The sequence below is a fragment of the Paenibacillus rhizosphaerae genome (assembly GCF_014192015.1).
Taxonomy (GTDB): Bacteria; Bacillota; Bacilli; order Paenibacillales; family Paenibacillaceae; genus Paenibacillus_AQ; species Paenibacillus_AQ rhizosphaerae.
Genome location: NZ_JACHXJ010000002.1, coordinates 1,281,182 through 1,295,304 on the forward strand (window position 1 = coordinate 1,281,182; position 14,123 = coordinate 1,295,304).

17 protein-coding genes are annotated in these 14,123 nt (G+C 47.3%); 14 read left to right on the plus strand and 3 right to left on the minus strand.

The annotated features are described in order from the left end of the window. Positions 1 to 3 precede the first annotated feature (3 nt). Positions 4 to 606 carry a TetR/AcrR family transcriptional regulator gene (locus tag FHS19_RS14470; RefSeq protein ID WP_183582473.1) on the minus strand — a complete coding sequence of 201 codons (603 nt, stop codon included), beginning with the start codon at positions 604 to 606 and terminating at the stop codon, positions 4 to 6. A 745-nt stretch (positions 607 to 1,351) separates the two neighbouring features. Here FHS19_RS14470 and FHS19_RS14475 point away from each other — a divergent pair. From FHS19_RS14475 to FHS19_RS14520, 10 genes are all read left to right on the plus strand, one after another. Next, positions 1,352 to 3,520: a helix-turn-helix domain-containing protein gene (locus FHS19_RS14475; protein WP_183582474.1), complete on the plus strand. Its 2,169-nt coding sequence runs from the start codon at positions 1,352 to 1,354 to the stop codon at positions 3,518 to 3,520. 186 nt (positions 3,521 to 3,706) lie between these two features. Continuing rightward, positions 3,707 to 4,693 (plus strand): ABC transporter permease, encoded by a 987-nt coding sequence (locus FHS19_RS14480; RefSeq protein WP_312887227.1) that lies wholly within the window; start codon positions 3,707 to 3,709, stop codon positions 4,691 to 4,693. 59 nt (positions 4,694 to 4,752) lie between these two features. Further along, a complete protein-coding gene (locus FHS19_RS14485; RefSeq protein ID WP_183582475.1) occupies positions 4,753 to 5,586 on the plus strand; it encodes a carbohydrate ABC transporter permease in 834 nt (277 codons plus the stop codon). Between the two features lie 25 nt (positions 5,587 to 5,611). After that, positions 5,612 to 7,156 carry an extracellular solute-binding protein gene (locus tag FHS19_RS14490; RefSeq protein ID WP_183582476.1) on the plus strand — a complete coding sequence of 515 codons (1,545 nt, stop codon included), beginning with the start codon at positions 5,612 to 5,614 and terminating at the stop codon, positions 7,154 to 7,156. A gap of 23 nt (positions 7,157 to 7,179) precedes the next feature. Next, on the plus strand, positions 7,180 to 7,950 hold the full coding sequence (locus FHS19_RS14495) for an SDR family NAD(P)-dependent oxidoreductase (protein ID WP_183582477.1): 771 nt from the start codon (positions 7,180 to 7,182) through the stop codon (positions 7,948 to 7,950). Positions 7,951 to 8,221: 271 nt separating this feature from the next. Further along, complete coding sequence (locus FHS19_RS14500) at positions 8,222 to 8,530, plus strand: PadR family transcriptional regulator (RefSeq protein ID WP_281382530.1); 309 nt, start codon at positions 8,222 to 8,224, stop codon at positions 8,528 to 8,530. Continuing rightward, positions 8,527 to 8,874, plus strand: a complete 348-nt coding sequence (locus FHS19_RS14505; protein WP_183582479.1) for a DUF1048 domain-containing protein — start codon at positions 8,527 to 8,529, stop codon at positions 8,872 to 8,874. The genes FHS19_RS14500 and FHS19_RS14505 overlap by 4 nt, the downstream gene beginning before the upstream one ends. Before the next feature lie 12 nt (positions 8,875 to 8,886). After that, positions 8,887 to 9,237, plus strand: coding sequence for a DUF1048 domain-containing protein (locus FHS19_RS14510; RefSeq protein WP_183582480.1), 351 nt, complete (start codon positions 8,887 to 8,889; stop codon positions 9,235 to 9,237). A gap of 15 nt (positions 9,238 to 9,252) precedes the next feature. Beyond that, positions 9,253 to 10,011: an ABC transporter ATP-binding protein gene (locus tag FHS19_RS14515; protein WP_183582481.1), complete on the plus strand. Its 759-nt coding sequence runs from the start codon at positions 9,253 to 9,255 to the stop codon at positions 10,009 to 10,011. Next, entirely contained in the window at positions 10,012 to 10,779 is a 768-nt protein-coding gene (locus tag FHS19_RS14520) for an ABC transporter permease (protein WP_183582482.1), read from the plus strand. It abuts the gene before it with no gap. A gap of 199 nt (positions 10,780 to 10,978) precedes the next feature. Here the strand turns inward: FHS19_RS14520 and FHS19_RS14525 are convergent, their stop codons facing one another. Then, on the minus strand, positions 10,979 to 11,188 hold the full coding sequence (locus FHS19_RS14525) for a hypothetical protein (protein WP_183582483.1): 210 nt from the start codon (positions 11,186 to 11,188) through the stop codon (positions 10,979 to 10,981). 200 nt (positions 11,189 to 11,388) lie between these two features. Between FHS19_RS14525 and FHS19_RS14530 the strand changes: the two genes are divergently transcribed. The 4 genes from FHS19_RS14530 (at position 11,389) to FHS19_RS14545 (ending at position 13,582) form a co-directional block, all read left to right on the plus strand. After that, positions 11,389 to 11,721 carry a winged helix-turn-helix transcriptional regulator gene (locus FHS19_RS14530; RefSeq protein WP_183582484.1) on the plus strand — a complete coding sequence of 111 codons (333 nt, stop codon included), beginning with the start codon at positions 11,389 to 11,391 and terminating at the stop codon, positions 11,719 to 11,721. Between the two features lie 242 nt (positions 11,722 to 11,963). Then, a complete protein-coding gene (locus FHS19_RS14535; RefSeq protein WP_183582485.1) occupies positions 11,964 to 12,692 on the plus strand; it encodes an NAD(P)-dependent oxidoreductase in 729 nt (242 codons plus the stop codon). 13 nt (positions 12,693 to 12,705) lie between these two features. Continuing rightward, entirely contained in the window at positions 12,706 to 13,164 is a 459-nt protein-coding gene (locus FHS19_RS14540; protein ID WP_183582486.1) for a DUF2269 family protein, read from the plus strand. A gap of 166 nt (positions 13,165 to 13,330) precedes the next feature. Continuing rightward, a complete protein-coding gene (locus tag FHS19_RS14545) occupies positions 13,331 to 13,582 on the plus strand; it encodes a hypothetical protein (RefSeq protein WP_183582487.1) in 252 nt (83 codons plus the stop codon). Positions 13,583 to 13,656: 74 nt separating this feature from the next. Here FHS19_RS14545 and FHS19_RS35650 read toward each other — a convergent pair whose 3' ends face one another. Beyond that, positions 13,657 to 13,929, minus strand: coding sequence for an EamA family transporter (locus FHS19_RS35650; protein ID WP_376771907.1), 273 nt, complete (start codon positions 13,927 to 13,929; stop codon positions 13,657 to 13,659). Positions 13,930 to 14,123: the final 194 nt, after the last annotated feature.

Here is a 14,123-nt window from a genome sequence, read left to right on the forward strand (position 1 = left end):
CACTTATCTCTCCTTTGCCTGTATGCCTGAAAAGATCATGTCAACGATGCCTTCCACATCCACTTCATCTCGCATATTGTGGTGGATGTTCAGCGCCGTGCAGCCAACAAGCGAGCCATAGATCAGATTAGCCGTTTTCTCCGGTGACTTAGAACCGGTTCCTTCACGAATCAATTCCACAAACGGCATATAGATCCGTTCCTGAAAATGGTCAGACAGCTTGATGAACCGGTTTCCCGGGAAGTGATGAAAATTATCCGCAACCGTTTTTAGCAAAATAAATACGGTAGGATCCTGGACGCATTTTTGCAGGAGCAGCCTGGAGAATGACTCAGCCTTATGCAAACTGCTGCCGTCTCCCTTTAGAGCGGGTTGTACTGCCGACTCCGTTCGATGCAGGGCATCCCACAGTAAATCTTCCAAAAGCATGTGCTTGTTTTTGTAGTAATGATACACGGTACCGTAGCCGAGTTCTGCCTTGAGCGCAACATCGCGTATTTCCAATTGGATGCCTTTCTCCAAATATACTTCCGCAGCGGCCTGCATAATTTGGTTCATCCGCAACTCCCGGATCGCCTCATTCTGTTCTTTGGTGCGTGGTGACATGGCTCCTCCTTTTTTAGACCTGCAGTAATGTCAAAGTAAAATCAATATACATCATGTGACGGATTTCCGCAATCAGAAACAAATACAGAAATGAACATGTTTTTTTGGAAAACACAACAGGAGAGTGTACATATGGCAATGATGAGAAATTGACCCCTGATTAGAGGCTATCCTTTGCTGCTGCTTGAGGAGCACGACCGGGCTCTGGTGCTATCCTGACAAGAGATCATTATAGATATTCGCACAGCTCATGATGAATTGTAAGGCTACAATAACAAACACGCTGAAGAGCCGCATTGCTGCGGCTTTTTTGTTTTTATAACATATATCGCTAGCCGGAAAGACAAAAGGGTTGTCAGGTTTTCATAGAACGGAGATGGAACAGAATTGCCCTAGCTGATGATGGAAATGACCTATTTTTTATAAATCACGCACCATTTAGACTTATCCAAAGACATCTGAGCTCGGATATGCCTGCGCAGGGCGCATCGTTTCATTCGTCGCATGCTTCCGGAATTTATCAACCCAGAGAATATAAGCCGGAAAGACATCTGGAGAAGAAGTACTTAAAGGGTTTGATGGCATTCCAAAAGATGACGAAAAAGGTGTTCAGCAGATGCAGAGAAAAGGAAGATTCTTTGTTAAGTTTCTGATGTCCTACATGGTCGTGCTTATCATTCCTATGCTGGTTGGAATCTACGCGTATCATCAGACTTTAGATGTATCACGGGATGATGCGACACAAATGAATCTTGCCGTTCTGCGGCAGAGCGAAGACAACATGAACCGCTTGCTGCAAGAAATGCGGGATGTGGTGACGCAATTATCGCTGGATTCAGATCTCCTGCGGCTCATGCTTACTGCGGATGGGGCATGGTCACCTCAAACCCTGTACCAGTTTTCGCTTCAGCGGAAAGAGCTCGACAAGCTGGTGACGAATCGGCTGATATCCAGGCTCTATGTCCATCTGGAACGCAGCAAGACCATCTTGTCGCCTGATCTGATTGCACGTGAGAACGAGCTCCCTGTGCAAATTGGCGATCATGCATTTGACGTTTGGTTACATGAAATGAAGCAGAAGGATCAATTAAATCGTTTTGTCTATTTACCGAAGGTCCATGACGGGACAGCTACAGCCAATTACTTGGCATATGTCGGCTCACTCCCCGTCGGAAGCGGGAGAGGAGCTGAAGCGACGGCGATCCTATTGATTGACGAGCAATCCATTCTAAATATGCTGGGACCTCTCCTCGTTCACAGCCATTCATTTGCATATATCGCAGATGGTAACAACAGCATTGTTGCTTCAGCTTCTGCAGACGGAAAACCCGTTACACCGATCAGCCTTTCTGTTCAAGGGAGCGGCAATTACTTCTTCGAAGACCGTGATGGCCGGCCAATGCTGATTACTTATACACGGTCCACGGAAAGCGGCTGGACTTTTATCTCCGGTTTGCCAACCAGCGTCGTCTTCTCCAAGGCAGAGTTCATTAAACGAATCAATTGGGCGATTGCATTGACGGCTGTCATGATGACGGCGTTCATTGCCTTACTGTTCGCGTATCGCAACAGCAAGCCGCTGCTCGAATTGGTGGAGATTTTGAGGGAATCAACAGGGAGCACCGACCTTCGGCATAGCGAGATGGATGTGCTGAAAGATGGTGTGCAGCAAATGATTCATAAAAACCGCAGCATGCATGTCCGAATGAATCGGCAGCTGCCTATTTTACAGGCCACCTATCTGGAACGGCTGTTGAAGGACGGGTTCCATCATCAAGCCGAGCGCATGCAGCATCAGAAAGAAGCTCAAATGGAAATATTCGAGGATCATGTCATCGCGGCGGTTATTCAAATTTACGGGTTGAATTTTGTTTCAAGAGATGCTCTTGAGGGGCAGCTGGACCAGACGGTGGAATTCATTACTGCATTAAATCAATTGTTACAACGAGGATGCTACATCCATCAAGTCAAAAGGGACCAATATGTCTATATATACTCCTGGGCAGGCGAAGTTGAAGAATCATCGATGATGTCCGCATTGATCGGGAAGCTGAGCCGGATGCAGCAAGAGCTCCTACAGCGGAAAAATATTGTAACCGGCATCGGAATTGGGCAGTGCTATCCAAGCTCTTCAGAATTATGGCGATCTTTCCATGAGGCTATACATGCCCTGGAAATGATTGAGCCCGATGCTCCGTCCCCGTTGCTTGCGTTCCACATGATTCTTCATCAGGATGATCAGTACTACTATCCGCTCGAAATGGAATTAAAGCTTATGAATACGGTACGAACAGGGGATCAGCAGGGACTGGAACAGGTGTTTGAACATATAGAGACACAGAATTTTCAGCTCAGGAAGCTGAATGCGAAAGCCAAGTTAAAGCTGCTGCTTGAACTGGAAGGAACATTGTATAAGCTGGCCGATCAAACGCGATACACGCTTAGTGATTCGATGTTCAGCGCCGATCCGTTGAAGGCTGTGCATGGGCATGACAGGGATCAGATGTATCCGCTTTTGAAATCCATATTTGCATCCATGTGCAGCGCTGCGCGTCAGAAGCAAGATCATCAGCATGAAAGCATGCTGAGTGAAATCGTAAGCTTTATTCATGAGCAGTTCACGGACAGCAATCTGAATCTCCGCCGTCTGGCGAGTGATTATAAACAGACCGAAAGCGCACTATCCAGTTCGTTCAAAGATCATATGGGCGTCACGTTCTCGGAGTATGTTGAGAACCTTCGGCTGGATAAGGCCTGTATGCTGCTTACGGCTTCCGACTTGGCAATCCAGGATGTCGCATTGCAATCGGGATATAACAGCGACAAATCATTTCGGCGAGCCTTTAAACGGGTATATGGCATACTGCCTACGGATTATCGCAAGGCGTCTCAAGCTTCTTCCGGCGGGGCGTAGAAAAAAATGCGTGTTTTAGAATTGAGGTGTGTCAGTATACGCTCAGCATGGAGCCATGCTCCTGAAGGATGGTGTGCCCGTAAAGAAATGTCCCTTTACGAACGCCAAATATGTACACTATGGTGTTGTTGAGAACGCTGTCATGCCGACTCAAGTCCAGTAACCGAATGTAAAGGGGGGAATGCCGTGTTAGAGAATGCAGCGGTGAAACCTAATCGGGCGCCTGTTCAAGTAGGCAAATGGAGGCGGATGTGGGCGAAGGTCCGTAAACAAAAAATGTTGCTGATCCTTCTGATTCCCGCGATTTTGTATTACTTCATCTTCAATTACATTCCGATGTACGGTGTATTGATTGCATTTAAAAATTTTAAAATGGATGCCGGGGACAGCTTTTTATCCACGATACTCCATTCGCCGTGGGCCGGCAGATTTGGACTTGATCATTTTAAAGAATTTATGGAAGGCCCGTATTTTTTGAAACTGCTCAGAAACACCTTCCTGTTAGGCTTCTATTCACTCCTCTTTGGCTTTCCCATACCAATCATTTTCGCCCTGCTGCTCAATGAACTAAGAAACAAATATTATAAAAGCTTTGTTCAAACCATTAGCTATATGCCTTATTTCCTGTCTGTGGTTGCGGTCGTAGGGATGATGAAAATGGTGCTGTCGCCCAGCACAGGCTTCGTAAATGTCCTGCTGACCAAGCTAGGGCTGCAGCCGATATATTTTATGGCGCTGCCGGAATGGTTCCGTTTTCTCTTCGTCAGTTCAAGCATTTGGGCCGGGCTGGGCATGGGGGCTGTGATCTATCTTGCCGCTTTGTCCAAAGTGGATGGCGAGCAGTATGAGTCGGCTGTTATGGATGGCGCTTCACGTTTGCGGCAGATGTGGCATATTACGCTTCCGGCTATAAAACCGGTGATCGTGATTACGCTGATTTTGAATATGTCAGGCATTCTGAGTGTTGGCTCGGAGAAGATCATTCTGATGTATAACCCGCTTACGTATGATACCGCCGACGTGTTCTCTACGTTCGTCTATCGCAGAGGCTTGGTCGAGTTGGATTTCAGCTTCGGCGCTGCCGTCGATCTATTCAATGCGGTAGTGAATGTTATCTTCCTTGTGACAGCGAACTACATCGCCCGAAAGGTGGCTGACGAGAGTTTATGGTAAAGGATACGACGCTCAGCTCCCGAATCATCAGTGTCGTTGTGCACACGGTTATGCTCGTCATGATCTTGGTTACGCTTTTTCCCCTGCTTCATATTGTTGCAACATCGCTTAGCGATCCAAAGGATATTGCCAAAGGGATGGTGAGCTTATGGCCTTCGCATGTAAGTGTAAGCGCTTATAAGACAATCCTTTTTGAAAATGCACATATTCCTCGCTCGTTTCTTAACTCCATCATCATCACGTGCGTAGGGTCCGTCTTAAGCGTTGTAGTCACGACCATTACGGCATATGCCCTATCGAAAAATGATTTGATCTTTCGCCCGTTCCTTCTAACGTATTGTATCATTCCAATGTTTTTCACCGGGGGGCTAATCCCGCAATTCCTGCTTGTCAAATCGCTGGGAATGATGAATACGATCTGGTCGTTAACGATTCCCGGATTGATCAGTACGTGGTGGCTGATGGTGATGATTTCATTCTTCAAAAATTTCCCTGTTGAAATTGAAGAAGCTGCCAAGCTGGATGGCTGCGGCGATGTTCAAACTCTGCTGCGTATCGTCCTGCCATTGTCGATGGCCGGTGTGGCCACCATCTCTTTGTTCTATGCGGTTTCGTTATGGAATTCGTATTTCTCCGCCATGCTCTACATGAACAATTATAACGATTATCCACTTCAGCTGATTCTTCGGGAAATTGTGCTGCAGAGTACTTTAGCCAGTCAGATGGCAGAGGAGGGGAATGCGGTGCTTGCCGAGGATTTGAGCTCAAGTCTTACACCGGAGAGCGTTCAGTACGCTACGCTGTTTATCTCCATTATGCCAATGTTAATCGTTTACCCGTTTATTCAAAAATATTTTGTGAGGGGCATTATGTTAGGTTCGCTCAAGGGTTAGTAAATGACGATCAGGAGGGAGAACTATGGGGAGTTTGAAATGGTCGATCGGACTGCTGAATGTGATTCTGGTGGGTACGTTGGTGATGTCGGGATGTTCGCAGCAGAAGAGCGCGGACAGTGATGGGAAGGATTCATCGCAGAGCACGATAACGGTCGCGAGTATGTCGAAATACGCTCCGAATAAAGTACCGAACCTTTATGTGGAGGAAGTTGAGAAACGGTTCCATATGGATTGGGATTACCAGGCGATCCCGCTCTCCGCTGGCGTGGAGAAGTACAATGTGATGTTCGCTTCGGGCGATTATCCGGACTTTATTCCGAACATGAACAATCCAACCAGTGTGACGAAATGGGCGAATTCCGGGTTTCTGCTTCCCATCAGTGATTATATGGATCAACTGCCGAACTATCGCAAGCTGTTCACCGATGACGAATGGAATATGATGCTTGATTTCTCCACGGTCCATGGGAAGCTGTACTATCTGCCGAACAAGGTTGTCAGTGATCCAAAGACTTGGATCTACCGCAAGGATTCATTTGATAAAGCGGGAATAACGACGTTTCCTAAAACGCTGGATGGGCTGTATGAAGCTTTGAAGAAATTGAAAAAGCAATACCCGGAATCCGTAGGGATTGGCGTTCGCGGCGGAACGGGGAACGGTGGCATTGTGAATCTGATGGACGGCTTCCGGCAGGCATTTCGAAACCCGGCAAGTCCCGAGAATGGATTCTGGCAGGATCCCGATATGAATAACGAGGTCGTGTATAGCCTTGCAACAGATAAGCAGCGAAATATGCTGAGTTTTCTGGCGAAATTGTACAAGGAAGGGCTTATTGAGCCGGAATTCGCTACCTTGACAGAAGACCAATGGAAAGCGAAGCGGCTGACAGGCAAAGTGCTGATTGATTTCCAATGGTCCAGCCACACGGTAGACCCTAACTACGCCCTTAATGATATTCCGGGAGGACAATGGGAGTATAGCCGCTTTTTGCCTTCCGCTTCCCCGGATCAGCCTGCATTAGAGTTCAAGCCGATGAGCTTTGCTTCTTTCGGACCTGTGTTCAGCAGCAAGCTGGCGGATGAGCCGGAGAAACGGAACAGTCTGTTTCAATATGTGGAGTGGAGTGCGACGGAAGAGGGGCAGTTGTTCCATACGATGGGGCTGGAAGGTGTAACCTATGAGAAAACAGCGGACGGAAACATTCAGTACAAGGATGGATTGAATCGCAAGAAGGTGGCGGAGCAATATGGATTCGACTATATCCTGAAACAGAGTGATGCCGCACTCGCAGGTGATCCTCTATTCCTGAAGAAGCAGGAGGCGATGAAGAACATGAGTGATGTTTATAATGTGACGCCTCGAAGTGTTCATTTGACAGCAGAAGAAGAGCAAACGATGAATACACTCGTCACTGCCTTGAAGGATGTTGCGTATCAGTTTGCGACCAAAGCCGTAATGGGAATTGTTGATGTAAGCAGCGACAAGGTGTGGACCGATTATTTGAGTGATTTGGAGAAAGTGGGATTGAGCCAAGCGCTGGACATCTATAAGAAATATTGGAAATAAGCATAAGGCAGGTGAACTATGGCATGCGGTTAAAGGATAAGGTTGCGCTCATTACCGGGTCCGGGGCAGGGATCGGCAAAGCCATTGCACAACGTTTTGCAGCGGAAGGGGCGGCCGTCATTATCAACGATGTTTCGGAAGAAGGTGCTAAGGTAGCGGCGGAAATTGTCGAGACAGGCGGTTCAGCAGATTTTATGCAGGCGGACCTGCGCAGTGAGGAGGAGGTTCGATGCATGCTGGAAACGGTTCGTGAACGGTTCGGCCAATTGGATACCTTGATCAATAACGCGGGGGTAAGAGGAACAAGTCACGTCGTAAACACCTCCGAGGAAGAGTGGGAGCGAATCATCAATACGAATCTTAAAGGTGCGTGGTATTGCTGTAAATATGCGATTCCGCTCATGATCGAAGGAAGTGGAGGGAGTATAGTCAACATGTCCTCGACGCATGTCATGCGGACACAGCAAAATCACTTTCCTTATCACGCAGCCAAAGGCGGCATGCATGCGATGACGCTCGGCATTTGCGTTGACTTTGGGGCGCAGGGCATTCGCGCGAACAATTTGTGTCCCGGCTTTATATGGACACCCATGTCTGAGAAGTTCATGAGTCAGTTTCCAGACCGGGTGCATAAAGAACAGGCGATGCTCGCAACGCACCCGGTCGGTCGTTTTGGAACCCCAGAGGATGTCGCTCAGGCTGCCTTATTTCTCGCTTCTGATGAATCGAGTTATATATCGGGAACTTCTTTGATTGTAGACGGCGGCCGATCCGCATATCAAAAGGCAGACTGATATTAAACTACAAAAAACATAAACACTTAAAAGCCGCATGCTTGCGGCTTTTTGTATATTCTAGCGGTAAATGCTCATGTCAAAACCAGGGACAAACATGTGTATTTTTTCCTTTGATGGAAAATTAAATGTAAGCCTATTTTTATGGTATGCCGAGAAAGGCCATTGACAAAACTAACTACTACGTGTTACTTTATAGCGGTAGTAAGTAATACTTGATACCAGTCACACAGAATAGCAAGGAGCGATTGTGTTGGAAAATTTAACGGAAATGCTCAAAGGCGTGCTTGAGGGCTGCGTCCTTGAAATTATAAGCCGGCAAGAAACCTACGGGTACGAAATTACGCGGCAGCTGAACGCCCTCGGCTTCACAGATGTTGTGGAAGGAACGGTATACACCATCCTGATCCGGCTTGAAAAAAACAAGTCGGTGGAAATCACCAAGAAACCCTCTGACATGGGACCGCCGCGAAAGTTTTTTGCGATCAACGACGCGGGGCGTGAAGAGCTGCGGAGGTTCTGGGAAAAATGGGAATTCGTATCATCCAAAATTAATGAGTTAAAGGAGAAAGAAAAATGAATTTTTGGGAAAAAATCACCGGCAGTGACATGACCAGGGAAATGAAAGCTTTTGAATCGCGAGCCAATAAGCTGCCCGCTGATTATCAAGCGGCATGGAACAAAATTAATGCCAATCTTTGGCTGCACTCCGATTTCACCGGCCGCAACCTCATGCCGATTCTTGACGGTGTGCTTGGCCTGCTTGAAGAAACGGCAGCGGATGGTCAGAGTGTCCAAGAGGTTTTGGGTGACGATATCCAGGGCTTCTGTTCAGCGCTGGCCGGCGAAGAAGGGGCAAAGTCTTTTCGGGACAAGTGGCGCGAGCAGCTCAACCATAATATCGCTAAAAAATTAGGCAAATAGGAGGAGGATAACATGAGTATACGAGATATCATCGAAGGCAAAAAAGAGTGGCGGGCTCACGTGGCGCGTGTCAAAGCGCTCCCGCGGGATTATCAGATTGTGTATAAAGAGATTCAAAAATATCTCTTTAAGGTTGGCCCTGTTGAGCTGACCGAAGGAACCGGCTTACTCTCGGGAATTGTCGATCTTTTTGAAGAGGGCGCTGCACGGGGGAAAGGCGTGCTCGAAGTGACGGGGAGAGACGTAGCGGCTTTCTGCGACGAGCTAATCAAAGATTCAAAAACTTACGCTGACATCTATCAAGAATCTGTTGCCCGAGAAGGTAGCAAGGCTATAAAAAAGGGAACGGATAAAACAAAGTAAAAGAGGGATATCCGGATGGAAAAATCAATTGAAGTGAAAGGCCTGCGAAAATTTTTTAAGGGCACAGAAGTTCTCAAGGGTGTTGATCTTGAAGTGGGGCGAGGTGAGATTTTCGCTCTGCTTGGCTCCAACGGCGCGGGCAAGACGACGATGGTCAGAATCCTCACCACGCTGCTTAAAACGGACGGAGGGACCGCCACCGTAAACGGTTGTGACGTCGCATCAAAGCCTAACCAGGTACGACGATCGATCAGCCTGACCGGGCAGTTTGCCGCCGTGGACGAGATTTTGACCGGGCGGGAAAATCTGATCATGATCGCCAAGCTGCGGCACCTCAAAAATCCGCGCGAAGTCGCGGATAACATGCTTAAACGCTTCGGCTTGACAGACGCGGCTGACCGTAAGGCATCTACTTATTCGGGAGGGATGCGCCGCAGACTCGACATCGCCTTGAGCCTTGTGGGCAACCCGCAGATCATTTTCCTCGATGAGCCGACTACCGGACTTGACCCCGAGGCTCGTATCGAGGTTTGGAAGACCGTCAAGGAACTGTCGGGCGGCGGTACGACGATTTTCCTGACCACGCAGTATTTGGAGGAAGCCGAGCAGCTCGCCGACCGTATAGCCATTCTGCATGAAGGCAGGATTATTGCGAGTGGCACGCTCTCTGAGCTGAAAAAGCTGTTCCCATCCGCAAAGGTGGAGTATGTTGAAAAACAGCCGACATTAGAAGAGATATTCCTCGCAATCGTCGGAAAGAAGGAGGCAATGTAAATGGAGTCAGTCAAGAATCACTTTTTCAGCGATATGGGCGTTATGCTAGGACGTTCCATGCGTCATGTATTCCGCAGCATGGACACTATCATTACGGTCTGCATCACGCCGATTGCGATGATGCTGCTGTTTGTCTATGTATTTGGCGGCGCAATCCACACCGGTACGGATAACTATGTGAACTACCTGCTGCCCGGCATCCTGCTGATTGCGGTTGCGAGCGGGATATCCTATACGGCTTACCGCCTGTTTATGGATAAGCAGCGGGGCATCATTGAGCGGTTCCACTCCATGCCGATTGCGCGTTCCGCGGTGCTCTGGGGGCATGTGCTGACCTCGCTGGTATCCAATGTCATTTCTCTTGTCGTCATTATTCTCGTAGCGCTCATGATGGGCTTTCGCTCCTCGGCAGGGATCCTGCCATGGCTCGCTGTAACCGGTATACTCGTGCTGTTTACGCTTGCTTTGACATGGGTCGCAGCGATTGCCGGATTATCCGGAAAATCGGTCGAAGGTGCCAGCGCATTTTCCTATCCGCTGATCTTCCTGCCATTTATCAGCTCGGCCTTTGTGCCGACCGATTCGATGCCGAAGGTAATTCGGGCTTTTGCCGAAAACCAGCCGGTAACCTCTATTGTAGAAACCATCCGTGCACTATTGTCAAATCAACCGGTAGGCAATGATATCTGGATTGCTCTGGCGTGGTGCGTCGGAATTATGCTCGTAGCTTATGCCTTTGCGATGAGGGCGTACAAAAAGCGGACGTAAAATCGTAAAACAGTACCCGTCATAATACCTCTACTTCGATTATCCGCTGCAGGTTTTCCACACTTCTCAAACATCTTCACCATCCTTTCTCGCGAATTCACCAAACCTTCCAGTGATTCGGAATATGGCAAACCATTTTATCTAATAGGGTTGATAAAAAAGTAAAAAGAGGGATACCAATGAATCTACCGGGTCCCACTCATCGAATACGGAAGAATACGCCGATATTTTGCTTTTCCGTTATCACGAAGCCATGTTTCAGCAGACAGAGTACAGCATCCTTTACGGGAGCCCCTACTCTTAAAGTACTGAGGCAAGGGGCTGCGCTTCCGATAATACGTACTTTGCCGATGTTGGCAAAATTTTTTTTGCTTCTGACGATAATGACCACATCCGGAAAACGGCTCATGATATCAGCTCCTAACTTGAAGAGGATATCATAAGGTATTCCTCTTTAAGCAGGAAGGTTTGGACACCGTGCGGCATTCGGATGAGCTTGCGAACACGGTCAGACGGTTATTGATTGACTTGAATATAGAGCTATTGTAAAATTTTGTTATGTTCATTGTAGTTAATGCACTTACTTACAGGTAAGGGGATGATTCATCAATGATTCATCAGCGTGAATGTCCGATCGAGACACTCATTCATGTTTTAAGTGGTAAATGGAAGCCGATGATTTTATGGCACTTGATTGAATCCACTAAGCGATTTAACGATCTGGAGAAGCTTATACCAGATGTTTCACAAAAAATGCTTGCACAACATCTCCGGGATTTGGAACGGGAAGGTATAGTCGATCGAACGGTCTACCCGACGGTCCCTCCAAAAGTAGAATATTCTCTTAGTGAATACGGCCAAACCTTGATTCCTGTTGCGGAAGTCATGTGTGTTTGGGGAGAGAACCATAATAAGCGAAAATATGAAGAGCCGGCGTCATAAAGCGGGTTTAATGAACTTGAACATGAATTCAATCAACTCAGAATAAAAGCTGCCACGGGATACCGGGCAGCTTTTTGTTTACCTGCAGCCGCACTCCTGAAATCAATGAATGAAGTCCCTTTCCGTCATACTTACTTTTAAGTAAGTCCCCTACTTTAAAGTGGGTTCTTAACATCAATTTGAAGCGATGCTAAGCTTGAGTTAACCAAATAATGGGGCCCATTCAAGAGGAGGAAAGAACAATGAAGATTATTGTTTTTGGAGCGACGGGAAATACAGGGAAAAGAGTGATGGTACAAGGGATAACAATGGGGCATGAAATGACCGCGTTTGTGCGAAATTCCGAGAAACTTTACGATCAACTGGGAGAGCAATCCGCACAGCAAGTGAAAGTAATCGTGGATGATATGATGGACCCGGTGAGCGTCCGTGAGGCACTCGCGAATCAAGACGCCGCTATTATTGCAGCCGGCCATGCGGGGCAGGGAGAAGAGTTTGTACGTATCGTCGATAACATTATAAGCCAATGCGAAGTCCAGCCTAGTTTCTCTGGGCGGGTCTGGGTTATGGGAGGAGCCGGCCTGCTGAATATTCCTTATACTGATCACATCGGCAACAATTTGCCCGGCTTCCCGCCTGAGTATAAAAATCACAACCGGAATTTCGAAAGGCTGCAGCGGACGGAGCTCGACTGGTCCATGATGTGTCCGGGAACCATGATCGATTCGATAGAGCTTCCAGATTCAGCTCATCTGCATGTAACAACGGAAATCTTACCCGTTCCGATGCCGGAGACGATCAAGGAATCTTCTGAGGCAGAGATAGCCGGTCACTTGTTCAGCAGATTTCATGAGCTGAATGTGGCATATGACGATGTCGTCATGTGTATGCTGGACCATCTTGGGCTCGGAGGATCGTTTACAAGAAAAAGGGTCGGTTTAGCCTATCAAAGCCATATTGCGGTGAGCTGAGGAGAAGAGGACGATGGGTTTATTTGGATTACTGCTCGTTTTGCATATATTGTCTTCGATCGCTTTTATTGGCCCCGCTTTCGTGACGCCCATTATTCGGAGATCCGCTAGAACTGTCGGTCAGATGCACTTTGTTTTAGGTATAACGGCCAAACTGGCCATCATGCCTAAAATTGGCGGAACCGTACTTATTCTAACCGGGGTTGGGCTTATGATCATAACAAAAATGGGACTATCCCAAATGTGGCTGAATGTATCCATTCTCTTAGCGCTTATCCTGGTTGCACTGATCGACGGATGGATCGAGCCGCGTATGAAAAAGGTCAGAAAAACCATATCTGAACGTCAAGATCAGGGAGATCAAATACCCGCCGAATTCGGACTCCTGTTAAAAAAGATCGTACCAGCCGAGACGGCAGTACTGCTCCTGATGATTGCCGTATTGGTGCTAATGGTCGTTAAGCCATTTTAAAAATGCCAATCGGAGAGCGCTAACCACATTTTGACCGCCAGCGCATCGTAAACATCAATAAAAGGGCTTTCACATGTTGATAAGGCTGTGCTTGTTTTATGGCCGCGAAGCTGCGGCTTTTTTGGTTATAGCGAAATAGGTTTTTGTCCAAAGAAGGAGGGGAGGTTTGAACAAATTTCTACTCCATATCGTTGCGAGTGTAATTTGTATCTTGATACCTGCTATTGGTCTTTTATATGGTTTGTGGGATCGTCATCAACCCAAAACAGGACCTGTAGGAAACGGAATACCAAATCAGCCTACAATACCTCAAATGATACCTATTGTATCCTGTTTTATTTTTGGAGTGGTTAATTTACCTTTTGCCATCATTCGATACAGACAGAACAAAAGGGCTAATGAATACAGAAAGACTTAGAGCATGTCTCATAACAACGAAATACTTGTCCGAATCTCGGGAGGTTGAATTTTGATCTTGTTGCGCTGACCAATTTAGTAATCTTCCACTGATCGCGTTCTTACGGTGCATCGAGTGCTCCACGATGGCTTTTCCTTCACAAATAGAAGCAACAGCATGAGTGCTGCGGCTATGAGGAATCTCCAAGCGGTGACCGTCAAAGGGGGCATTGCTTGAATGGCCAGCTCACCTGCATTAAAACTGGCTCCCCAAGGGGCTTTCAGATAACGGAATCGTAAAAGTGGGTAACTGTAAGCCGCAATATTGCGGCTTTTTGTGTTATAACAATATCTGTTCTTAGTTAGCATCCGCGATGAGGGAATGTAGAGTAGGAGATAGAAGATCAAGGTTTGTATCGGCCTTTTCGTCTATATTCATTAATATGGTCGATTCAGTTTTATTTTCGCCAGTGCCCGATCTTAATAACGGCAAACCTTTTCTGATTTTGTACGATTTCGGGATAAACAACCATCCTTTATGCTGAATATGGCAAAAGCACATC